Genomic DNA, 21,667 nt, shown 5'->3' with positions numbered 1-21,667 from the left:
GCTCGGGGAAAAGGAGGGGGGGTTCCGGGGCGCTTCAGTAGGGGAATTGCCCATCGATCGGGGCTGCCGAGAGTTCGGCGAGGAATCCGGCGAGGCGATCGACGACGATCTCGGTGACGGCCTTGCCCTTCTCGGCGGTGGCGGGATGGGGGTTGCCGGCGCCGGTGTTGGTGGTCAGCAGGTGCCACGGGCGGGTGATGCCGACCCAGCCGCGGTTGACGGCCTCGAACCGGGTGGCGGCCATCGCGCCGTCGTCGGCCTGGTCCAGGTGGACGAGGTCGGGGAAGTGGGCCAGCCCCATGCTGGTCTCGAGTTCCCCGGCATGATCGCCGGCGTCTTCGAAGATCTCGCCGTAGCGATCGGCGGCGACCTGATACCAGTTGCAGAGGAACAGGTGGACCGGCGACTTCCCGAACGATTCGCGCAAATACCACTTCAAATCGTTGCCGCCGTGGCCGTTGAGCAGGACGCACTTGCGCACGCCGTGCGTCGCCAGCGAGTCGACCAGGTCGCCGACGACCCGGGCCAGGGTGGACGGGTTGAGGTTCATGGCCATCGGGAAGTGCATCTGGTTGGTCTCGGTCCCGTAGGGCAGGGCCGGGAGCAGGGCGACCCGCGCGCCTTGATCGGCGGCGCGGCGGCAGGCGAGGCGGCCGATGACCTCGACCTGGAACGTGTCGGTGCCGTAGGGCAGGTGCAGGTTGTGCGGCTCGGTCGCGCCGAGCGGCAGGACGGCGACCTCGAACGGGGGCCCGTCCTTGATGTCCTGGTAATTCAGTTCGGCCAGGTTCCAGCGGGTCATGGGGGCATTGATCTCCGGTTGGGGGAGAGGGCGGGGGGCCGATCGCGGCGGAGGGATCGGCCGTCGGGCCTGGTGGGACCGGCGGTCCATTGTAAGGTGGATCGGGCCGCGATGCAGGATGGCGGGGGTCGGCCGGGCGGGGAGCCCGGGGATCGCCAGGCGCGCCTGTCCCATTTTGCGCGTCGAGTCCCTACAATCGATCGTGCGACGACCGGTGCCCGGCCCTCGAAACGGGTCGCACGAGGCGATGCCAGGGGCGAGTGGGGGGCCGGGACGCCGCCGGAGTCGGCACCGATCGAGGTATCTTCATGACCCGAAAAATCCGCTTACAAAAGCCGGGCAGCGATCGACTCCGGGCGAGCCTCGAACGGGAACTGAACGAGCAGCAGCGGGCCGCGGCGATGGCCCCGGACGGCTACAACCTGATCCTGGCCGGGCCGGGGTCGGGCAAGACGCGGGTGATCACCTACCGGGTGGCGTACCTGATCGCCCGGGGGGTGCCCGCGGAGTCGATCCTGCTGGTGACGTTCACCCGGAGGGCGGCCCGGGAGATGGTGGCCCGGCTCGAAGGGCTGATCGGGCCGAAGGCGGTGAAGGTCTGGGCGGGGACGTTTCATCACATCGGCAACCGCATTTTAAGGAAAGCGGCGCGGGTGGTCGGTTACGACCCGAACTTCACGATCCTCGACGGCGAGGACCAGCGCGACCTGATCAAGCTGGCGATGGAGGATGCCGGCCTGGTCGGCTCGGGTCGCTTCGCGCCCAAACCGGCCGCCGTGCAGCACCTGATCAGCTTCGCCTTCAACACCCGCCGCCCGCTGGCCGAGCTGGTGGCCGAGCGCTTCCCCGACTGGTTCCAGCTCACCGAGCAGGTCGAGGCCGCCGCGCAGGCGTATGCGCGTCGGAAGCGGTCGACGAATTGCATGGATTACGACGACCTGCTCGGCCTCTGGTGGAGTTTGCTGAACGATCACGAGGAGCAGCGCGCCGCCCTGGGCCGGTCGTTCCGCCACGTACTCGTGGATGAGATGCAGGACACGAACCTCGTGCAGGTGGAGCTGGTCGAGGCGATCGCCCGGGCCGGGGCCGGCAACCTGACCGCCGTGGGGGACGACGCGCAGTCGATCTACAAGTTCCGCGGCGCCCATTACGACAACATCCTCAAGTTCCCCGAGCGGAACCCCGAGGCCCGCGTCTTCCGCCTGGAGACGAACTACCGATCGACGCCCGAGATCGTCGCCTTCACCAATGCCTCGATCGCGCAGAACCGCTCGGGCTTCCCGAAGACGCTCGTGTCGCACCGGCCGGGGGGGCCGAAACCGCTGGTCGTGGGCACGGCCGATGCCTACGAGGAAGCCGAGCTGATCTGTCAGCAGGTGCTCGAATGGCGAGACCAGGGGATCGAGCTGTCTCGGATCGCGATCCTGTACCGGAACCATCACGACTCGATCCTGGTGCAGGGGGAGCTGTCGCAGCGGGGCATCCCGTACACGGTGCGGAGCGGGGTCCGGTTCTTCGAGCAGGCGCACATCAAGGACGTGCTGGCGTACCTCCGGGTGCAGTCGAACCCGAAGGATGAGCCGGCCTGGGCGCGGTTGCTGCCGCTCTTGCCGGGGATCGGCCCGGCGAAGTCGGCGGCGATCCGGGCTCGCCTGATGGCGTCCGAGAATCCGCTGGCGACCCTGGAGACCCCCGAGACGATGGCCCTGGTGCCGGCCAAGACGCGGGGCGAATTCGCCGCCTTCGTGGCCGACCTGCGGGCGATCCGCAAGGCCGAGCCCGAGGCGAACCCCTCGGCGGCGATCCTCGCGGTGCTCCAGGGGGGCTATCCGGCGGTGGCGAAGGGGCGTTACGAGAATCACGATCAGCGCCTGGCCGACGTCGAGCAGCTCTCGGTGCTGGCGGCCCGGTACGACCACCTGGACAAGTTCATCGCGGATATGCTGCTGGCCGGGGACGTCTACGGGATGGATTCGCTCGGCGAGGACCACGACGACCCGGGAGAGCAACTGGTCCTGAGCACGATCCACCAGGCGAAGGGGCTGGAGTGGTCTCGGGTGATCGTCCCCCGGCTGGTCGAGCACGGCTTCCCCGGCGACCGGAGCCTGGCCGAGCCGGGGGGCGAGGACGAGGAGCGCCGGGTTTTCTACGTCGCCGTCACCCGGGCCATGGACGAACTCTGGCTCGTCTACCCGTTGATGGTGTCGAGGCCGGGGCAGGGGAGCATCCTCACCACCCCGAGCCGGTTCATCACCGAGGTCGACCCCGATCTCTACGAGGTGGCCGACATCGAGAGCGAGAATGACCTGGCCTGGACCGAGGGGCCCCGGCTGTAGGGCGGGGGCGTCCGGGACGGATCAGGATGGGAACATGCCATGAAGCTGGGGCTGATTGCGGACATCCACGAGGACGTGGATCGATTGCGGCAGGCCCTCGATCGGCTCCGGGAGGCCGGGGCCGATCGGCTGGTGATGCTGGGCGATGTCTTCGAGATGGGGCATCGGCTCCCGGAAACCGTGGCCTTGCTCCGGGGGGCGAGGGTGCCCGGGGTCTGGGGCAATCACGATTACGGGCTTTGCGTCGACCCCGACGAGGAGATGAGAGCCCGCTATGGTCCCGAGGTCATCGCGTACATGGCGACCCTGACTCCCCGGTGGGTCGAGGGCGAGGTGCTCGTGCAGCACGTCGAACCGCGTGGGAATCCGGAGGAGTTACTCGACCTCTGGCTGCCTGGCGTGTGGCCGCCGACCTCGGAACAGCTGGCGGCCGACTTCGCGGCCTTTCCCCAGCGCCGGGCATTCGCGGGGCATCGGCATTGCTGGAGGGCGATGACCCCCGAAGGGCCGTTGCCGTGGGAGGGGCTCGGGCCGCTCGCCCTGCCGGCCGATCGACGATGCGTGGTGGTCGTTCACGCGGTCGCCGATGGCTGGTGCGGGCTCTACGATGCAGGTGAGGACGTACTCACCCCCATCCGGCTCGATTGACTCCGGGCGATCGGGCCTATTCAGGAGGTTCGAGGCCGGGGAGGTACCCGTCGCTTTGGCTTCGCCGATTGCTCAGCTCCTCTGCCTGAGACTTCCCGTGTTGTTTCTGGGCAGCGAGGCGGGGGGGCTTGAGGGGAGATTGGGTGTGATGGAAAGATGCGGGCGGGGATCGTAAGATAGCCTCGATGCCATTCCCCCACCCGGCACATGCTTCCATTCCCTCGATGACGGATGAGGACCAATCCGATGACCCCGCCGCCGATCGGCCCCGAATCCGTCGGTCCCGGATCGTCGTCAGACGCCGATCGGGCGCTCGACACGCTGGCCGGCATGGCCGATGGCGAGAGTCCGGCGGAGCTGCTCGACCACCCGGCGCTCGACGCGGTCTCGGACGAGGAACTGGTCGGCGCGGTCCGCCGGGCGGTGGCGGATCTGGCCGGCCGACGGGGGGCGGTGGCCCTGCGACTTGTCGAGGCGATGGGCGACCCCGACCTGTATGATGCCCTGGCCGATGCCCTGCTCGATCAGCCGGATCTGGCGGTCGATCACCTGTTCCGGGCGATCGAGGTGCTGGAGGGGACCGGCCGGATCGAGGCCCGACCCGACCTGTTCGCCCTGCGGGAAGAACTGATCGAAGCCTTCGACGACGACGATGCGAGCCTGGAGGGCCTGATCGATCAGATCGAGGAGGAGCCGGAGGACGTCTGGTTCGCCTTGCAGGGCTTGGCCGAGATCGAGCCGGAGGTCCGGGCCGAGATCGTGGCCGAGCTGGGCAGCGGCGGCGCGATCGGGCCGGGGACGGCCGAGGTGCTCCGCCTGCTTTCCTACGCTCACGAACCGAGCCTCCGGCGATCGGCGATCGAGGCGCTGGAGTCGGCCGCGCAGCTCAGCGGGGAGTCGGACGAGGAGGGGGTTCCTCATGCGTGGGTCTGGCGGGATCTGGCCGCCCATCATCCCGACCCGGGGGTTGCCGCGCGGGCCGAGGGATGGCTCGGGGGCCAGAGCGGGCCGACGCGAGGCGTCCCCGCCGTTCGGTCGCGGCCGACGATCGCGGCCAGCCTGGTGACGGGGCTGAACGGGCGGGGCCAGGGGCAGATTGCCCTGGTGGCCGAGGAGCCGGACCGGGGGCGTCGGGTGGCCGTGGCCTTCGCCTGCGACGTGATCGGAGGGGTTCGCGAGGCCGTCGGCCGGATCGCGGCCCTCGGCGATCAGGAACCGGCCGAGTCGTTGCTGGCCGAGCTGCGCGCCCGGCCCGATTGCGACGTGGTGGAGGGGCATCACGAGCTGGCCGTCGGCCTGCTCGCCGGGGCCTTGCTGCTCTGCGGCCCCGAGACGACCCCGGCGCTGCGCTACTGGCTGGAGCGGACGATCGGCCCCAACCTGCGCCCGAGGCCCTTCGCCGGCCTGCCGGTCGCCGAGGATGATGCGGTCCTTCAGGCCCCGCCGTTCGAGGAGATGCCCGGCCGCGTGGCCGAGGTGTTCGAGGCGTGCCCGGGCTGGATCGACGCCTCTCCGCTGACCTTCGAACTGGCCGAGGAGCTTTTGCTCCGCTGGGGAGGGGCGCCGCCCGACCCCGATCGAGACGCCGGGGCCTACCGCTACCTCTTCGAGCACGGCTTACGCGATCAGCTCGAACTGTATCGGCGCATGCTGGTCTGGATGGGTTGGTTCTGGCGGGCCGCCGGGGCGGCCGAGCTGGCCCGGTCGGCCCTGGCCCTGGCCGAGCAGCTCTCCGACCCGCAACACGTGGTGCCCGCCCACCCGTTCACCGCGGCCTTGACCTCGCGGAGCCTCGCCGCCGCCCAGGAAGGGCTTCGGCGCGGGGTCGACCCACGCCCGGCGGTGGCCCGGGCCCGGCTGGATCGGTCGTGAGCCGGGGAACGGGGCCGCTGCCCTCGGTTTAATCGCGTGGTCGTCGAATGCGTCGAAGGCGCTCGTAGCGATGCGCGAAGGCGTGCCGATCGTCGCTCGGCCACGATTCGCGGTGTTCGACGATCCAGTCGTCGGGGCGGACGGCCTCGATCGGGAACCGGGCGTCGCCGTCGAACGAGCCTTCGACGACGGTCAGATGCAGCACGTCGCACTCGGGCAGGAACCGGCGATAGAGCGCCTCGCCGCCGACGATCATGGCCTCGTCGGCCCCGGAGGCCCGGGCGATCGCCAGCGCCTCGCCCGGCGATCGGGCCACGACGCAGCCGTTGGCCAGGGGCCTGAGCGTCTCCGAGATGACGAGATTCAGGCGGCCCGGCAAGGGGCGGCCGATCGATTCATACGTGCGCCGACCCATCAGGATCGGATGGCCCCAGGTGATCGCCCGGAACCGCTTCAGGTCCGTCGGCAGGTGCCAGGGGATGGCCCCGTCGCGGCCGATGACCCCCTCGGGGCTGGAGGCGACGACCAGGGCGCACCTCATACGGCCACCTCTCCCCGGAGCGTCGGGTGGTGGCGGTAGTCGACCAGTTCGACCTGGTCGCGCCGGAGGTCATCGAGGCTCGTCACCGAGGGGTCGATCCGGACCCGAGGGGGCGGGAAGGGTGCCCGAGAGAGCTGCTCGTCGACCTGTTCCAGATGGTTCGTGTAAATGTGAGCATCGCCGATCGTGTGGACGAACTCGCCCGGCTCGACCCTCGTGACGTGCGCGACCAGCAGTGTCAGGAGCGCATAACTGGCGATGTTGAACGGGACGCCGAGGAACAGGTCGGCCGACCGCTGGTAGAGCTGGCACGAGAGCGTGCCCTCGGTCAGCCAGAACTGGAAGAGGGTGTGGCACGGGGGCAGGGCCATGTCGTCGATGTCGCTCGGGTTCCAGGCGGAGACGATCAGGCGGCGGCCGACCGAGTCGGTCGGGTCGAGTTTGAGGCGCTCGATCCCTCGGACGAGGCCGGCGATCTGGTCGATCGTCCGGCCGTCCGGGCCTTGCCACGAGCGCCACTGGCGGCCGTAGACCGGGCCGAGTTCCCCGTCGGCGTCGGCCCATTCGTCCCAGATGGTGACGCCGTGTTCCTTCAAGTAGGCGATGTTCGACGACCCCTTGAGGAACCAGATCAGCTCGTGCACGACCGGGCCGAAGGCGAGCCGCTTGGTCGTGACGGCGGGGAAGCCTGCGCGGAGGTCGTACCGGGCCTGGCAGCCGAAGACGCTCAGGGCGTCGATCTTCTTCCCGGTCGAGGGCAAGACCGCCCGGGTCGGTTTCCGGACGCCGTGCCGCCGGACGTCTCGGAGCAGTTCCAGGTACGCCGCTTCCATCGCCGACTCCGAGGGGCTCCGGGACCTTGGCCAACCGCGTCGATCGGGCACGGACCCACGGTCTTCGATCGGTCCGATCGGTGGGATGGGCGAGGCCGGGATGAGAGGGATCGGCCTTTTCGGGCGATGAAATCGGTGCGACCGGCGCGATCGGTTCTAGCCTTGCAGATTCCGACGACTTTGCCAATCTCGGTTGCGATGGCCGGCAGCCCTCTCTTGACGGATCAGCACAAGGAAATCAGCCTAGTGTTCGACCGTGGAGTATCTTGCGAGGTGGGGGGCTGAGGTCCATCCTGACCCGAGCGGGAGGGACGCGAGACGGTCGCTCCGGCGACTGGGCTCGACACGACTCCAGCCACTCCGAACAATTTTCTCTCCGGCGGATCACGTTTCGGGAAGATGGCCCCATTGATGACCCCCGGCCCCTTTCCATCAATCCTCAGACGCGGGACGATCCATCGTGGCGCACTCCGACCTTCACCAGCTCGACGCGATCCGGGACGTCGATCATCTTGATGAATTGCTCTCGGAGCCGACCCCGGCGGTGGTCGAGGCCATGAGGCGGTTGGAGGGGGACCTGATCGTGCTGGGGGCCTCGGGCAAGATGGGGCCGACCCTGACCTGGATGGCGCGCCGGGCCTCGGACGAGGCGGGGGTCAGGCGTCGGGTGATCGGCGTGGCCCGGTTCTCCGACCCGTCGCGCGAGGCGTGGCTGAAGGACCGGGGGATCGAGACGATTCGCTGCGACCTGCTCGACCCCGACCAGCTCGAACGCCTGCCCGACGTGCCGAACGTGGTGCACATGCCCGCCTTCAAGTTCGGGGCGAGCGGCGACCAGGCGACCGCCTGGGCGGTGAACTGCTTCGTGCCCGGCCTGGTCTGCCGGAACTACCGGGATAGCCGGATCGTGGCCTTCTCGACCGGCAACGTCTACCCGCTCGTGCCGGTCGAGAGCGGCGGGTCGCTCGAGTCGGACCCCCTCCGCCCGGTGGGCGACTACGGCATGAGCTGCGTCGGCCGCGAGCGGGTCATGGAGTATTTCAGCCGGGCGCATGACATCCCCATGGCCCTGATCCGCCTGAACTACGCCGTCGAGCCGCGCTACGGGGTCCTGGTGGACATCGGCCGCAAGGTCCTCGCCGGAGAACCGATCGATGTGTCGATGGGCCACTTCAACACCATCTGGCAGGGCGACGCCAACGCCCTGACCCTCGCCGCGTTCGACCGGGTCGCCAGCCCGCCGTTCGTCTTGAACGTGACCGGGCAGGAGACGCTCCGCGTGCGCGACGTGGCCGAGCAGTTCGCCGGGCACTTCGGTACCTCGGCGACCATCACGGGGACCGAGGCCGCCGATGCCCTGTTGAGCAACGCGGACCTGTCCGCGTCGCTCTTCGGCCCGCCTCGGATCGCCACCGACCGCCTGATCGCCCTGATTGCCGATTGGCTGAAGCGAGGCAATCTGTTATACGACAAGCCGACCCGATTCGAGGTCCGCGACGGGAAGTTCTGAGCGTCGGGCAATCGGCGTCCGGCGGGAGTTCATCCGCTCACGAGGTCCTTCGTGTCCCTGGCGAGGCGAGCCGAGGGTCGGCCCGGCCCGGCTCGGCTCATCGCTGATCGTTCGGAGTGTCGTCATGCCCGCCGCGCTTCCTCCCGAGGTTCACGATCGCCTGCGATTCGGGGCGGTGATTCCGGCCATGCCCCTGGCCTTGACGGCGGATCGACGCCTCGACGAGCGCCGGCAGCGGGCCCTCTGCCGCTACTACGCCGCGGCCGGGGCCGGCGGCCTGGCGGTCGGGGTCCATACGACCCAGTTCGCCATCCGCGATCCCGGGTGCGGGTTGTTCCAGCCGGTGCTCGCCCTGGCGGCCGAGGAATTCGACCGCGCCGACGCCCGCGGCGGCCGCCCCTTGATCCGGGTCGGCGGCATCTGCGGCCGGACGGATCAGGCCGTCGCCGAGGCGACGACCCTCCGCGACCTGGGCTACCACGCCGGCCTGCTCAGCCTTTCCGCCGTGGCCGGAGAAAACGACGAGGCGAGACTGGGCCACTGCCGGGCCGTGGCCGAGGTGCTGCCGCTCGTCGGGTTCTACCTGCAGCGGGCGGTGGGGGGGCCGGACCTCTCGTATGAGTTCTGGCGATCGTTCGCCGAGATCGACAACGTGGCGGCGATCAAGGTCGCCCCGTTCGACCGCTACCGGACCCTCGACGTGGTGCGTGCGGTGGCCGAGTCGGGCCGCGACGACATCGCCCTGTATACGGGCAATGACGACGCGATCGTGCATGACCTGATCTCGCCCTACCGGTTCCCGGTCGGCTCCGGATGGGTCGAGCGCCGGTTCGTCGGGGGCTTGCTCGGCCACTGGGCCGTCTGGACGAGGAAGGCCGTCGAGCTGCTCGACGCCTGTCACGCCGCGACCTCGGGCGATCGGCCGTCGGCCGAGGTCGCTGCCTCGCTCCTCGGCCGGGCCGCCCAGGTGACCGACGCGAACGCCGCCTTCTTCGACGCGGCCAATGGCTTCGCCGGCTGCATTGCCGGGCTGCATGAGATCCTCCGCCGCCAGGGGTTGCTGGAGGGGATCTGGTGCCTCGACCCCGACGAGGGGCTCAGCCCCGGCCAGCTCGACGAGATCGACCGCGTTCATCGGAGCTACCCCGAGTTGAACGACGACGCCTTCGTCGCCGAACACCGCGACGCGTGGCTCGGCGGATGATGGGAGATGTCAATGCCCGAGCGAGTCGATCCGACTCAATCGACCCGGGGACCGGAGGGCCGATTCCGCATGAGTACCCGCCGCGCCATCTTCCTCGACAAGGACGGGACCGTCATCGAGAACGTCCCGTACAATGTCGATCCCTCGTTGATCCGGCTCTGCGACGGCGCGGTCGAGGGGCTTCGGGCGCTGGCCGGGGCCGGCTATCGGCTCGTGGTGGTGTCGAACCAGTCTGGCGTGGCGCGAGGCTATTTCCCCGAGTCGGCGATCGGACCCGTCGAGGAGCGGTTGCGGGATCTCCTGGCCGAGCAGGGTCTGGGCCTCGACGGCTTCTTCTACTGCCCCCACCACCCCGACGGCAGCGAGGCGGGCTACGCGACGGCGTGCGAGTGCCGGAAGCCCGCCCCGGGGATGCTGCGAGAGGCCGCGAGGCTCCTGGAGATCGACCTCGGGCGGTCGTGGATGGTCGGCGATCGTCTCGACGATGTCGAGGCCGGGCGACGCGCGGGGTGCCGGACGGTCCTGATCGGCCGAGATGGGTCGGGAGGACCGACGCCCGGGCCTGACGGAGTCGCCGCCGACCTGGCGGAGGCGGCCCGGCGGATCCTGGCCCTCGATGCCGAGGCCGCCGCTAGGCATCGGGCGTGAACAGGTCTTCCGGGGTGCGAACGCGCCCGCCCCTGGCCGCCTCGATGAACGCGGGGAGCGACCGGATGACGGTGGTTGCGCTGTCGCCGGCGACCCGCTCGGGGTGGTCGATCTCTCGGGTGCTGGTGCGAATAATCAGGGCGTTCTCATGCTTCGGGAGGCGGTCGAGGTTCGTGATGTAGGCGTCGAGCGTCCCCGCCCGGAGCAGGAAGAACTCGACATCGGAGACGTACACGACCGAGACCTTCAGCCCCTGGAGCCCCAGCCAGGCCGCCAGGCGAGGCAGGGCACCGGAGCCGGCCAGGTCGGCCACCAGGGGGATGACCCGGTCGTTCCGCTGGGCGTCCCGGACGCGTTGATACGAAGCGTCCTGAGCGAGCATGTGGGCCGGGGAGCCGTCGCGATCGGGTTGCTGGATGAACTCGCCGAAGGTGGGATAGATGGGCATTGCGAGGAACTTGGCGAGCATTCCCGGCCCGGCGAGCCGCGCCTGAATCCGAGCGAGGTCGTCCCATTCGGCCTCGTCCAGGACGCCGTACGCCCGGATCAGGCCGAAGACCTCGACACGCGTTCGCTCCAACAGGTCTTCGTCGAAGGGGGCGTTCGCATAGGCTTCGACCAGTTCGGCCGCCCCCGGACGCTCCGGCAGATGCCCCGGGCGCCGGGCCGTCAGCCGAGTCAGGTAGTCGACCCGGGTTTCCGAAAGCATGAACAAGGCCTTGTGGAGGAGATGCAGGCGGAGGTTCCGCCGGCGATAGTCGAGGACGAACGATCGCACCGGGGCGCATCGAGCGATGTACGAGAAATTCTGATCGGGGCCGACGCCCAGGTACACGCCGTCGGGCGTCGCCACCCGCCCCAGCTCTCCGATGACTCGCGGGAAGGAATCCTCGTTGGTGATCAGGTTGTCCGCGTGCGGGCCGGATTGAGGCTCGGAAAGCGCCTGGATCAACGAGCGAAACGACTCGTCGGATGGGACTGCCGCGGAAGGTGACCCGGCTCTGAATCGCATCATTGAAGAACGTCCTGCTCACGCAACCCTTCGGGCAACTCGGGCGGACGCCCCGCATGGGGGCCCGTCCGCGACCGTGCCGGCGACAACATGTCCGGCCGAACGACAACGCCCTGCTCGGCAAGGTGCAGGGCAATCCGGTGCAGTGCCTGCCTCGCCCCCGTCTCGGCGAGCGGGGAGAGGGAGCAGCCGACGTTCACGTCTCGCACCGGGATCCGGAGCAGGATTGCCGGGGGACAACGACCATAGAGGGCCTGGGCCAGGGCGAGTAGGACGGGGGGATCGCTGACGTGTGCGATCGCATGCAAGGACCATCGAGGCGCGAGCGGCGACACGATGACCGAGCCGCCCGGAGGCCCGACGTCGGCATCCGCGAAGATGACGAACCGAGCATGGGACAGGGATTCGGCCAGTTCCGGGAGCAACTGGTGGACCGCAAGGGCAACCACCCCGGAGAGGTTCCACCCGGCGACCGCCTCGGCGACCCGGGGACCGACACCGTCGTCGCCTCGGAGGAGATTCCCGAAACCGATGACGAGCACCGGCCGATCATCGTCGAAGGCGGGGGAGGGGCCATCCATCACGTTCGCCTGACTTCATCGAGCATCGAGCCATCCGAGGCGATTAACTGCACCCGCATCGGCATGTGGCCAAGGGCATGGGTCGAGCAGCTGAGGCAGGGGTCGAAGGCCCGGATGCCGGCCTCCAGTCGGTTCAGGACACCCTCGGGGATGTGAGGGCCGCGAATCCAGTGCCGCGCGATTTGCAGCACGGTCGCGTTCATGGCCAGGTTGTTCTGGCCGGTGGCGATGATCAGGTTGACCGATCGGATCAGGCCGGTTTCGTCAACGGTGTAATGGTGAAAGAGCGTCCCCCTCGGCGCCTCACTGACTCCGACACCTTCCCGGGCGTTCACGTCGGCCCGCGCCCGGAGGTGATCCGAGCCCAGCTCCGGATCCTCCAGGATGGCGTCAATTTGCTCAACGCAGCCGAGGATCTCCACGAGCCTCGCATAATGATACCAGAAGGAAGCGGAAACGATCCGCCCTCCCCTCTGGCGATACTCGGCCAGCTCTGCATCGGCAAGGGGAGTGCCCATGCGCTTGCAAAGGTTCAAGCGTGCCAGGGGGCCGACGCGATACATGCCGCCGGTTCGGCCCAGGGGCCGGAAATAGGGCGACTTGAGGTAGGAATCGGGCTGGACGGACTCGGCGAGGATGTCCCGATACGCTCCGGGGTTCGCGGTTTCCGCGAGGACCGTGCCCGCGGCGTCGATGACCCGGAGCCGGCCGTCGGTGTGCTCCCACGACCCATCCGCGCCGATCAGGCCGAGGTAAAGCGTCGGGAAATTGCCGAAGCTGGAGACCTCGTCGGGATAACGGTCGAGGAATCCTTTCATGAGATCGAGCGCGGATCGGGCGGTCTCGATCGCCTCGGGGAGGCGCTGTCTGAGACGGTCGCGCGCTTGATCCGCCAGCGAGGCCCTCACCCCCCCCGGAACGCACCAGTCCGGGTGGATCTTCTTCCCGCCGAGCAGCTCGATGACCTCCTGGCCGAACTGCCGCAGGCGGATCCCGCGTCGGGCCGTCTCGGGATCGGCCCGGATCAATCCGAACAGATTCCGCGAGGCGGGGTCGCTGTCGAACCCCAGCAGCAGGTCAGGCGCACTGAGGTGGAAGAAACTGAGCGCGTGCGACTGGACGATCTGCCCGAGATTCATCAGCCGACGCAGCTTCTCGGCCGCCGGGGGGATGCGAACGCTGAGGATGGCGTCGCCGGCCTTGGCCGAGGCGAGCAGATGGCTCACCGGGCAGATGCCGCAGATCCGGGCCGTCAGGCCGGGCATCTCCCAGAACGGGCGGCCCTCACAGAAGCGCTCGAAGCCGCGAAACTCGGTGACGTGGAAGCGGGCATCGGCGACCGAATGGTCGTCGTTCAATTGAATCGTGATCTTGGCATGCCCTTCGATCCGGGTCACCGGATCGATCACAATGCGCTGGCCCATGATCCCAGGCTCCTTCGTTCAGGAATGCGACGGCGCGGAGCCCGGGGCGGGCACCGCGTGTCCCGCCCGACAGGGACGGCCCGGGCGGCCGAATGAGAGGTGATGCTCCATCAGGTCGATCCGCCCGCCGGCGAGCACCGTCTCCAGGGCCGCCCTGATCATCGGCCCCGACGGCGGACAGCCCGGCAGGAACAGGTCGACGTCGACCACCGCATGCACCGGCACCACGCGGTCGAGGAGCCCGGGGAGGATGTCGTCGGGGGCCGGGATCGCCCCGGGGGGATCCGATCGCTCGACATACGAGCGTTCGAGGACCGGCAAGGCCCCACCGAGCACGTTGCGGATCGCCGAGACGTTCCCGGTCACGGCGCAATCGCCGAACGAGATCAGGGTCCGGGAATCGCGCCGCACGCGACGGATCATTTCCAGGTGATCGACGTTGCACACGGCCCCTTCGACCAGGACGACGTCGACCCCCGCGGGGTACGCCTTGGCGTCGACCAGGGGTGAGAAGACGATCTCGGCGATGTCCGCGAGCTCGATCAAGAACTCGTCCATGTCCAGGAACGACATGTGACAGCCCGAGCAGCCGCCGAGCCATACGGTCGCCAGTCTCAGACGAGCCATCGCTTCTCCTCCCGGGCAACGATCAAGGCATGCAGCGTCTCGCGATCGTGGGCGCTCTCCGAGACCGATGAGCCGCGATGGAAGAGCGCCCCCGTGGGGCAGGCCATCACGCATTTCCCGCACGACGTGCAGGTCGAGGCGTCTCCCCAGGGCTGATTCAGGTCGGTGATGACCCGGGCATTCGTCCCTCGCCCGGCCACGTCCCAGGTGTGGGCCCCCTCAATCTCGTCGCAGACCCGGACGCATCGGGTGCAGAGCACGCAGCGGTTGTGATCGATCCCGTAGCGATCGTGCGACAAATCGACCGCGCACTCGGGTTCCTGGGGAGGATACCTCACGTGATCGACCCCGAGCTGCATCGCCAGGTCCTGAAGCTCGCAATCCCCGTTGGCGACGCAGACCGAGCAGACATGGTTCCGCTCGGCGAAGAGGAGCTCGACGATCTGCTTCCGGTAGCGCCGGAGCCGATCCGATTGGGTCCGGACGTCCATCTCCTCGGCGACCCGGGTCAGGCACGCGGGCATCAGGCGGCCATTCACCTCCACCAGGCAGAGCCGGCACGCACCGACCTCCCCCAGGCCGTCGAGATGACAGAGGGTCGGCACCCGGACCCCCGATTCCCGAGCGACCTCCAGCAGGGTCTGACCCTCCCGGGCGCTGATGAACTGGCCGTCGAGGACGAAGGTCTTGACCGCCATCGGCTCACCTCGATTCGGCAGGCACGGCGGACGAGGGCGATTCGCCGGGGTCCGTCACGCGCGACTCGTATTCATGTCGGAAGAAGCGCAAGGTGCTGAGGACGGGATTCGGGGCCGACTGCCCGAGCCCGCACAGGCTCGTATGCCGGACGAGATCGCAGAGTTCTTCCAGGGTCCCCAGGTCGTCCCTCGACGCCTCGCCCCGCTCGATCCGGTCGAGGAGCCGATAGAGCTGGGCCGTCCCCGCGCGGCACGGGACGCACTTGCCGCACGACTCGTCCATGCAGAATTTCATGAAATAGCGAGCAACGCCGACCATGTCGACGTGCTGGCCCATGACGACCATGCCTCCGGAACCCATGATCGAGCCCAGGGCCTTCAGCGACTCGTAATCGACCGGGGTGTCGAGCAGTTCGGCGGGGATACAGCCCCCGGACGGGCCCCCCGTCTGGACCGCCTTGACGGTCGTACCCCCCGGGGGGCCTCCGCCGATCTCGTCGACGATCTCGCGCAGGGAGACCCCCATGGGGACCTCGACAATCCCGGAGCGACGAACGTTCCCGGCCAGGGCGAACACCTTCGTCCCCTTGCTCCGCTCGGTCCCGATCCGGGCGAACCAATCGGCCCCCTCGCGGAGGATCACCGGGATATTGGCAAAGGTCTCGACATTGTTGATCAGGGTCGGATGCCCCCAAAGCCCCGATTCGGCCGGATACGGGGGGCGGGGGCGCGGCGTGCCGCGTAGCCCCTCGATCGAGTGGATCAGGGCGGTCTCCTCCCCGCACACGAAGGCCCCGGCCCCGATCCGAAGGTCGACCCGGAAGTTCAACGTGGAGTCGAAGATCGCGCTGCCGAGCAAACCGACCCGATTGGCCTGCCTGATGGCCGTGTCGAGCCGGGCGATGGCGAGCGGATACTCGCCCCGCACGTAGAGGAACCCCTGGTCGGCCCCGACCGCGTATGCCGCGATGGCCATCCCCTCCAGGACTCGATGCGGGTCGCTCTCCAGGATGCTCCGATCCATGAACGCGCCCGGGTCGCCTTCATCGGCGTTGCAGACCACGTATTTCCGGCCGGGGGGCATCTTGGCCACCGTGGCCCACTTCAACCCCGTCGGGTACCCGGCCCCTCCCCGGCCCCGGAGGCCGCTGCGGGTCACCTGCTCGACCACCTCCCCGGGATTCAGGTCGTGCAAGGCCCGATGCAGCGATCGATAGCCGCCCATCGCGATGGCCGATTCGATCCGCTCGGGCTCGATGAGGCCGCAATGCTCGAGGACGACGGACTGCTGGTGAGCGAAGAACGGGCCGTCCGGGTCGATCACCTGCAACCCATTGCTCGATCCCGGCCCCTGCTCGATGGCCCCGACGATTTCCGGAGCCTGGGCGGCGTCGACCTTGCCGAAGAGCCTCGACCCTCGGGTCGATTCACCTGCAGATGCGTCGATCGAGACCAGGGGGCCCTCGCAACACAGGCGCATGCACCCGACCCCGCGCACCCGGACGCGATCGGCCAGGCCGCGGCCCGCCAGGGTCGTCTCCAGGGCGGCGATCAAAGACTTCGACCCGCAAGACAGGCAGCCCGCGGCCGTGCAGACCCGGACCTCGAATGCGGCGCGGTCCCGTTGCTCGGCCACGGCCAGGGCATCCAGTTCCTTAAGATCCATGATCAATCCATCCCTTCACGCGATCCGTGAGTTCCTCGGGGCTGATCTGGCCGACAACCTGGCCATCGAAGACCACGATCGGCGCCAATCCGCAGGCCCCCAGGCATCGGGCCGTATCCAGGGAAATGCGCGCCCCCGGTGGCGTCGACCCCGACTGCGATGCCGTGAGTCGTCCGGCCGCATCGAGCAGCGCATCCGACCCCTTGACGTAGCACGCCGTCCCCGTGCAGACCGTGCAGGTATGCCCCCCTTTGGGGATGAACGTGAAGAGATGATAGAACGTGGCGACTCCGTAGACATGGCTGGGGGGGAGTCGGAACCCCCTCGCCACGTGCCGCAGCAGGTCCGGCCCGAGGCAGCCGAACAGTTCCTGGGCGGTATGCAAGACCTCAATCAAGGCGTCGGGGCGGAAGCGATGCCGTTTCATGGCGGCATCGAGCTCCCGGAAGCGATCATCGCCGCCCGGGGCTCGTTCGGTGGTCATCCCATCGATGAGGGGGTCTTCGACCGGGCTGCCCATGGTGTTACGCTCCTGGGCGTTGATCCCTGAGGGCGTCGAGGACGGCCCCCGTCCTCGAGCCGGGACGCGGAATCGGGCACGACTCAGCGTGTCGATTCGGAGCCGGTAAAGTCGACGAGTGTCCGGATGTAGTTGGCCCGTTCAAACGCCTCCGGGTCGGGAGCATTGGCCTGGCTGACGCTCCCCTTCATCTGCGCGACCGAGGTGTATTCGTGCTCCTCCAGCCACGCTCGGACCCCTTCGACCAAGACGCGCAGATGATCGATCCCGTGCGAGTAGAGGGCCGATGCGACCATCGTCACGTCCGCCCCGGCGAGCAGGAGCTTCAGCACATCCTCAGGCGTATGCACCCCGGTCGTGGCGGCCAGCGACGCCTTGACCCTGCCGGAGAGGATCGCGATCCAGCGCATCGGCAAGCGGACCTCGTCACTCGTGCTGAGCACCAGCCGAGACACCACTCGCAGCGTTTGCAAATCGATGTCCGGCTGATAGAACCGATTGAAGAGGACCAACCCATCGGCCCCGGCGTCGACCAGCCGGGTCGCCATGTGCGGCAGGGCGCTGAAGAACGGCCCGAGCTTGACCGCCAGCGGGATCGAGACGGCCTTGCGCACCTCGGCCACCAGCTCCAGGTAACGGGCCTCGGCCGCCCGGGCGTCGATCAGAGGGTCGGTCACAAGGTGATAGATGTTCAACTCCAGGGCATCGGCCCCGGCATCCTGGATCAGGTGGGCATACCGGGTCCAGCCGCCGGCGGAGGTGCCGTTGAGGCTGCCGATGACCGGGACCGACAGGGACCGCTTGGCCTGCTCGACGAGCCGGAGGTACGCCTCGGGCCCGGTGTTGTAGTCCTCCATCTCGGGGAAGACGCTGAGCGCCTCGGGGAACTTCTCCGAGGTGAACTCGTAGAACTCATGCACGGCCATCTGGTCGTGGACGATCTGCTCCTCGAACAGCGAGGGCAGGACGATCGCCGAGGCCCCGGCGTCTTCCATCCGCTTCAGGTTCGCCGGGTCGAACGCCAGCGAGCAGGCCGAGACGACGACCGGATGGGCCAGTTCCATGCCGAGATACGAGGTCCGCAGGTCGACGCTCATGACACCACCCCTTTCACCCGATCCGGCACGGAGCGTTCGACCCCAGCCATCTGTTCGTAGAAATGCCAGCGTTCGTCGATGTCTCGCTGGGCCAGTTGCATCAATTCCGAGGCCCGGGCCGGCTGGGTCCGCGCGAGCATGGCATAGCGGGCCTCCTTCATGGCGAACTCCCGGAAGGGGAGCGTCGGCTTGCGGCTGTCGAGGTGGAAGGGGGTCGCGCCCGCCCCCGCCAGCCTCGGGTCGTGGCGGAAGAGGGGCCAGTAGCCGCTCGCGGTCGCCTCCTTCTGATGCGACATCGACGTCGACATCTGGATGCCGTGGGCGATGCAGTGGCTATAGGCCAGGATCAGCGAAACGCCGGGGTACGACTCCGCTTCGTGAAACGCCTTGAGCGTCTGCAGGGGGTTGGCCCCGATGGCCACCTGGGCGACGTAGACATTGCCGTAGTCCACGGCGATCATGCCGAGGTCCTTCTTCGCGATCCCCTTGCCCTGCGCCGCGAACTTGGCGACCGCCCCGCGCGGCGTCGATTTCGACGCCTGGCCCCCCGTGTTGGAATAGACCTCCGTGTCAAGCACCAGGATGTTCACATCCCGACCGGATGCCATGACGTGATCGAGCCCGCCGAAGCCGATGTCGTAGGCCCAGCCGTCCCCCCCCACGATCCAGACGCTCCGGCGCACCAGGACCTCGGCGACGTTCCGAAGCGCGATCGCATCCGGCGAATCGAGGGCGTCCAGCCGCCGCATCAACGTCGAGACGCGGGAACGCTGCTCCCGGATCGCGTCCTCGGTCCGCTGGTCGGCATCGAGGATGGCGTGGACGAGTTCATCTCCCAGCGACCCGGCCAGCCCCTTCAAAAGTGCCCTGGCATACGCTTCGAGCTGATCCACCGCGAGGCGGAACCCCAGGCCGAACTCGGCATTGTCCTCGAAGAGCGAGTTGGCCCAGGCGGGGCCCCGGCCGTCGGCATTCGTCGACCAGGGGGTCGTCGGCAGGTTGCCCCCATAGATCGACGAGCAGCCGGTGGCGTTGGCGATCAGGGCACGATCGCCGAAGAGTTGGCTCATCAGCCTGAGATACGGCGTCTCGCCGCAGCCGGCGCAGGCCCCCGAGAATTCGAAGAGCGGCAGCAGGACCTGAGAGCCCTTGACCGTCTCGGTCTTGATGGTCGATCGATCGGGGTCGGGCAGGTGTTCGAAGACGTCGAGCCGGGCCCGTTCCCGGAGGAGGACCTCGTCGGTCTTCGCCTCCATGTTGATGGCCTTGTGCCTGGACACCTCCTTGCTCACGGCCGGGCAGACGTCCACGCAGACGCCGCACCCCGTGCAGTCGTCGGGATACACCTGGATGGCCATGTGCTGGCCCGGGAACTCCTTCCCCTTCCAGGGGCGGGTCGGCAGGACCTCCGCACCACCATTCAAACCCGCCGGGTCGAAGACCTTCATCCGGATCGTCGCGTGCGGGCAGACGTACGAGCAGAGCCCGCACTGGATGCAAAGATCCGGGTCCCAGATCGGGATTTCCTGGGCGATGCTCCGCTTCTCATAGCGGGCGGTATCGGTCGGGAACGTCCCGTCCACCGGCAGGGCACTGACCGGAAGGAGGTCCCCCTTGCCGGTCATCATCAGGGCCGTCACCCGTCCGACGAAGTCGGGCACCGTACCGGAAACGACCGGCAATCGTCGGCGATCTCCCGCAACCGCGTGCGGGACCTCGACCCTGTGCAGGGCCACCAGCGAGCCATCCACCGCCGCGTTGTTGCGATCGAGGACGACCTGGCCGCGCTTGCCGTAGGTCTTCTCGATCGCGTCCTTGATGTGGCCGATCGCCTCGTCGCGGGGCAGGATGTCGGCCAGGGCGAAGAAGCAGGTCTGCATCACCGTATTGATGCGCTGGCCCAGTCCGGCGTCGGCGGCGACCCGGAAGGCATCGACGACATACAATTGAATCTGCTTGTCGAGGATCGTCTGCTGGATCTCGACCGGCAGCCTCTCCCAGACCTCGTCCGGGCCGTGAGGGCAGTTGAGCAGGAAGGTGGCGCCGGGCTCGGCCAGCTCCAGCACGTCCATCCGGTCGAGGAAGTTGTACTGGTGGCACGCAACGAAGTTCGCCCGGGTGATCAAGTACGGCGAGTTGATCGGGCGAGGGCCGAACCGCAGGTGAGAGACGGTGATCGCCCCCGACTTCTTCGAGTCGTAGACGAAATACCCCTGGGCGTGCAGCGGCGTGTTCTCGCCGATGATCTTGACCGAGTTCTTGTTCGCTCCCACGGTCCCGTCGCTGCCGAGGCCGTAGAAGACGGCCCGGGTCACGTCGTCGGGCTCGGTCGAGAAGTCGGGGTCGTACTTCAGGCTCAGGTGGGTCACGTCGTCGACGATGCCGACGGTGAACCTCCGCTTCGGCTGCTCGGCGTCCAGCTCGTCGAAGATCGCCTTCACCATGCCCGGCGTGAATTCCTTCGACGACAGCCCGTAGCGTCCCCCGATCACGCGGGGCATTGCGCCGTCGATCCCGCCCGACTCGATCAACGCCGTGAGCACGTCCTGATACAGCGGCTCGCCGATCGCTCCCGGCTCCTTCGTCCGGTCGAGCACGGCGAGCGCCCGCGTGCTCTCGGGCAGTGCCCGGAGGAACGCATCCACCGCAAACGGGCGGAAGAGATGCACTTCGAGCATCCCGACCTTCTCGCCCCGGGCGTTCAGCGTCGCGACCGTCTCGGCCACCGTGGCGGCCCCCGATCCCATCACGACGATGACCCGCTCGGCGTCCGGGGCCCCTGAGTAATCGAACAATCGGTACGACCGTCCGGTCAGGGCCGCGAACCGGTCCATGGCCCCCTGGACGATCCCCGGCTTGGCGTCGTAGAACCGGTTGCACGCCTCCCTCGCCTGGAAGAACACGTCGGGGTTCTGGGCCGACCCGCGCAGGACCGGCCGATCGGGCGAAAGCGCACGGTCCCGGTGAGCCTGGACGAGCCTCGGGTCGATCAAGGATCGGATGTCGTCGGGCGAGAGTTGTTCGATCTTGTTGACCTCGTGCGAGGTCCGGAACCCATCGAAGAAGTGCAAGACGGGGATGCGGCTTTCCAGCGTGGCCATCTGGCCGATCATCGCCATGTCCTGCGCCTGCTGGACCGAGCTGGAGGCGAGCATCGCCCACCCGGTCGATCGGCAGGCCATCACGTCGCTGTGATCGCCGAAGATCGACAGGGCATGCGTCGCGAGCGACCGGGCGGCGATGTGGAAGACCGTCGGGATCAGCTCGCCGGCGATCTTGAACATGTTCGGGATCATCAGGAGCAAGCCCTGCGACGCCGTGAAGGTCGTCGTCAGGGCCCCGGCCTGCAGGGCGCCGTGCACGGCCCCGGCGGCGCCGGCCTCGCTCTGCATCTCGATGACGTCGGGCACCACGCCGAAGAGGTTCTCCCGGCCCGCCGCCGACCAGGCGTCGGCCAGTTCTCCCATGGGAGACGCGGGCGTGATGGGGTAGATCGCCACCACCTCGTTCGTGAGGTGGGCGACATACGCGGCAGCCTCGTTCCCGTCGACCGTCACCGATCTTCTGTCCACGTCGGGCCTCCTCCATGCGAGCGGCACGAACTCGGCGTTGCCCTGCGCCCAATGCACGCGGCGGCGACGTTGCCGC

General features: G+C 68.4%; 18 protein-coding genes. 6 read left to right on the top strand and 12 right to left on the bottom strand.

Going from position 1 to position 21,667, the window contains the following annotated elements; translation table 11 throughout:
* Positions 1-34 precede the first annotated feature (34 nt).
* A complete protein-coding gene (locus AB1L88_RS12405) occupies positions 35-802 on the bottom strand; it encodes a creatininase family protein (protein ID WP_367096978.1) in 768 nt (255 codons plus the stop codon).
* Positions 803-1,110: 308 nt separating this feature from the next.
* Between AB1L88_RS12405 and AB1L88_RS12400 the strand changes: the two genes are divergently transcribed.
* The 3 genes from AB1L88_RS12400 (at position 1,111) to AB1L88_RS12390 (ending at position 5,658) form a co-directional block, all read left to right on the top strand.
* Positions 1,111-3,138 (top strand): ATP-dependent helicase, encoded by a 2,028-nt coding sequence (locus tag AB1L88_RS12400; RefSeq protein ID WP_367096977.1) that lies wholly within the window; start codon positions 1,111-1,113, stop codon positions 3,136-3,138.
* Positions 3,139-3,177: 39 nt separating this feature from the next.
* Positions 3,178-3,786: a metallophosphoesterase family protein gene (locus AB1L88_RS12395; protein WP_367096976.1), complete on the top strand. Its 609-nt coding sequence runs from the start codon at positions 3,178-3,180 to the stop codon at positions 3,784-3,786.
* Between the two features lie 246 nt (positions 3,787-4,032).
* Positions 4,033-5,658 carry a hypothetical protein gene (locus tag AB1L88_RS12390; protein ID WP_367096975.1) on the top strand — a complete coding sequence of 542 codons (1,626 nt, stop codon included), beginning with the start codon at positions 4,033-4,035 and terminating at the stop codon, positions 5,656-5,658.
* Between the two features lie 28 nt (positions 5,659-5,686).
* On the opposite strand, the gene AB1L88_RS12385 is transcribed toward AB1L88_RS12390, so the two are convergent.
* Both AB1L88_RS12385 and AB1L88_RS12380 read right to left on the bottom strand, forming a co-directional pair.
* Complete coding sequence (locus tag AB1L88_RS12385; RefSeq protein ID WP_367096974.1) at positions 5,687-6,199, bottom strand: dihydrofolate reductase; 513 nt, start codon at positions 6,197-6,199, stop codon at positions 5,687-5,689.
* Entirely contained in the window at positions 6,196-7,032 is an 837-nt protein-coding gene (locus AB1L88_RS12380) for a thymidylate synthase (protein ID WP_367096973.1), read from the bottom strand. Before AB1L88_RS12380 ends, AB1L88_RS12385 begins: the two co-directional genes overlap by 4 nt.
* 460 nt (positions 7,033-7,492) lie before the next feature.
* Here AB1L88_RS12380 and AB1L88_RS12375 point away from each other — a divergent pair, with 460 nt between their 5' ends.
* From AB1L88_RS12375 to AB1L88_RS12365, 3 genes are all read left to right on the top strand, one after another.
* Positions 7,493-8,542 (top strand): NAD(P)-dependent oxidoreductase, encoded by a 1,050-nt coding sequence (locus AB1L88_RS12375; RefSeq protein WP_367096972.1) that lies wholly within the window; start codon positions 7,493-7,495, stop codon positions 8,540-8,542.
* Between the two features lie 124 nt (positions 8,543-8,666).
* On the top strand, positions 8,667-9,746 hold the full coding sequence (locus AB1L88_RS12370; RefSeq protein ID WP_367096971.1) for a dihydrodipicolinate synthase family protein: 1,080 nt from the start codon (positions 8,667-8,669) through the stop codon (positions 9,744-9,746).
* 69 nt (positions 9,747-9,815) lie between these two features.
* Complete coding sequence (locus tag AB1L88_RS12365; RefSeq protein ID WP_367096970.1) at positions 9,816-10,394, top strand: HAD family hydrolase; 579 nt, start codon at positions 9,816-9,818, stop codon at positions 10,392-10,394.
* Here the strand turns inward: AB1L88_RS12365 and AB1L88_RS12360 are convergent.
* The 9 genes from AB1L88_RS12360 to nifJ form a co-directional block, all read right to left on the bottom strand.
* Entirely contained in the window at positions 10,378-11,346 is a 969-nt protein-coding gene (locus AB1L88_RS12360; protein ID WP_367096969.1) for a hypothetical protein, read from the bottom strand. The two genes, AB1L88_RS12365 and AB1L88_RS12360, sit on opposite strands and share 17 nt — an antisense overlap.
* Positions 11,347-11,405: 59 nt before the next feature.
* Entirely contained in the window at positions 11,406-11,987 is a 582-nt protein-coding gene (locus AB1L88_RS12355) for a hydrogenase maturation protease (protein WP_367096968.1), read from the bottom strand.
* Positions 11,987-13,411, bottom strand: coding sequence for a Ni/Fe hydrogenase subunit alpha (locus AB1L88_RS12350; protein ID WP_367096967.1), 1,425 nt, complete (start codon positions 13,409-13,411; stop codon positions 11,987-11,989). Before AB1L88_RS12350 ends, AB1L88_RS12355 begins: the two co-directional genes overlap by 1 nt.
* A gap of 18 nt (positions 13,412-13,429) precedes the next feature.
* Complete coding sequence (locus tag AB1L88_RS12345) at positions 13,430-14,038, bottom strand: oxidoreductase (protein WP_367096966.1); 609 nt, start codon at positions 14,036-14,038, stop codon at positions 13,430-13,432.
* Positions 14,026-14,736: a bidirectional hydrogenase complex protein HoxU gene (gene hoxU, locus AB1L88_RS12340; protein ID WP_367096965.1), complete on the bottom strand. Its 711-nt coding sequence runs from the start codon at positions 14,734-14,736 to the stop codon at positions 14,026-14,028. Before hoxU ends, AB1L88_RS12345 begins: the two co-directional genes overlap by 13 nt.
* Before the next feature lie 4 nt (positions 14,737-14,740).
* Positions 14,741-16,402, bottom strand: a complete 1,662-nt coding sequence (gene nuoF, locus AB1L88_RS12335) for an NADH-quinone oxidoreductase subunit NuoF (protein ID WP_367096964.1) — start codon at positions 16,400-16,402, stop codon at positions 14,741-14,743.
* The gene (gene hoxE, locus AB1L88_RS12330) at positions 16,392-16,922 is read right to left on the bottom strand and encodes a bidirectional hydrogenase complex protein HoxE (RefSeq protein WP_367096963.1); all 531 of its coding nucleotides are present in this window, start codon (positions 16,920-16,922) and stop codon (positions 16,392-16,394) included. The genes nuoF and hoxE overlap by 11 nt, the downstream gene beginning before the upstream one ends.
* 83 nt (positions 16,923-17,005) lie before the next feature.
* Positions 17,006-18,019, bottom strand: a complete 1,014-nt coding sequence (locus AB1L88_RS12325) for a dihydroorotate dehydrogenase-like protein (protein WP_367096962.1) — start codon at positions 18,017-18,019, stop codon at positions 17,006-17,008.
* Positions 18,016-21,591 (bottom strand): pyruvate:ferredoxin (flavodoxin) oxidoreductase, encoded by a 3,576-nt coding sequence (gene nifJ / locus AB1L88_RS12320; RefSeq protein ID WP_367096961.1) that lies wholly within the window; start codon positions 21,589-21,591, stop codon positions 18,016-18,018. Before nifJ ends, AB1L88_RS12325 begins: the two co-directional genes overlap by 4 nt.
* Positions 21,592-21,667: the final 76 nt, after the last annotated feature.

The organism is Tautonia sp. JC769, assembly GCF_040717455.1.
In the GTDB taxonomy this organism is placed as follows: domain Bacteria; phylum Planctomycetota; class Planctomycetia; order Isosphaerales; family Isosphaeraceae; genus Tautonia.
This window is presented reverse-complemented; position numbering and strand designations above follow the sequence as displayed.

Coding starts and splice junctions, on each gene's coding strand:
- hoxU (WP_367096965.1), bottom strand. CDS start 14,736: ATGGCGGTCAAGACCTTCGTCCTCGACGGCCAGTTCATCAGCGCCCGG.
- AB1L88_RS12385 (WP_367096974.1), bottom strand. CDS start 6,199: ATGAGGTGCGCCCTGGTCGTCGCCTCCAGCCCCGAGGGGGTCATCGGC.
- AB1L88_RS12345 (WP_367096966.1), bottom strand. CDS start 14,038: ATGGCTCGTCTGAGACTGGCGACCGTATGGCTCGGCGGCTGCTCGGGC.
- hoxE (WP_367096963.1), bottom strand. CDS start 16,922: ATGGGCAGCCCGGTCGAAGACCCCCTCATCGATGGGATGACCACCGAA.
- AB1L88_RS12325 (WP_367096962.1), bottom strand. CDS start 18,019: ATGAGCGTCGACCTGCGGACCTCGTATCTCGGCATGGAACTGGCCCAT.
- AB1L88_RS12350 (WP_367096967.1), bottom strand. CDS start 13,411: ATGGGCCAGCGCATTGTGATCGATCCGGTGACCCGGATCGAAGGGCAT.
- AB1L88_RS12355 (WP_367096968.1), bottom strand. CDS start 11,987: ATGGATGGCCCCTCCCCCGCCTTCGACGATGATCGGCCGGTGCTCGTC.
- AB1L88_RS12370 (WP_367096971.1), top strand. CDS start 8,667: ATGCCCGCCGCGCTTCCTCCCGAGGTTCACGATCGCCTGCGATTCGGG.
- nuoF (WP_367096964.1), bottom strand. CDS start 16,402: ATGGATCTTAAGGAACTGGATGCCCTGGCCGTGGCCGAGCAACGGGAC.
- AB1L88_RS12405 (WP_367096978.1), bottom strand. CDS start 802: ATGACCCGCTGGAACCTGGCCGAACTGAATTACCAGGACATCAAGGAC.
- AB1L88_RS12380 (WP_367096973.1), bottom strand. CDS start 7,032: ATGGAAGCGGCGTACCTGGAACTGCTCCGAGACGTCCGGCGGCACGGC.
- AB1L88_RS12395 (WP_367096976.1), top strand. CDS start 3,178: ATGAAGCTGGGGCTGATTGCGGACATCCACGAGGACGTGGATCGATTG.
- AB1L88_RS12390 (WP_367096975.1), top strand. CDS start 4,033: ATGACCCCGCCGCCGATCGGCCCCGAATCCGTCGGTCCCGGATCGTCG.
- AB1L88_RS12365 (WP_367096970.1), top strand. CDS start 9,816: ATGAGTACCCGCCGCGCCATCTTCCTCGACAAGGACGGGACCGTCATC.
- AB1L88_RS12400 (WP_367096977.1), top strand. CDS start 1,111: ATGACCCGAAAAATCCGCTTACAAAAGCCGGGCAGCGATCGACTCCGG.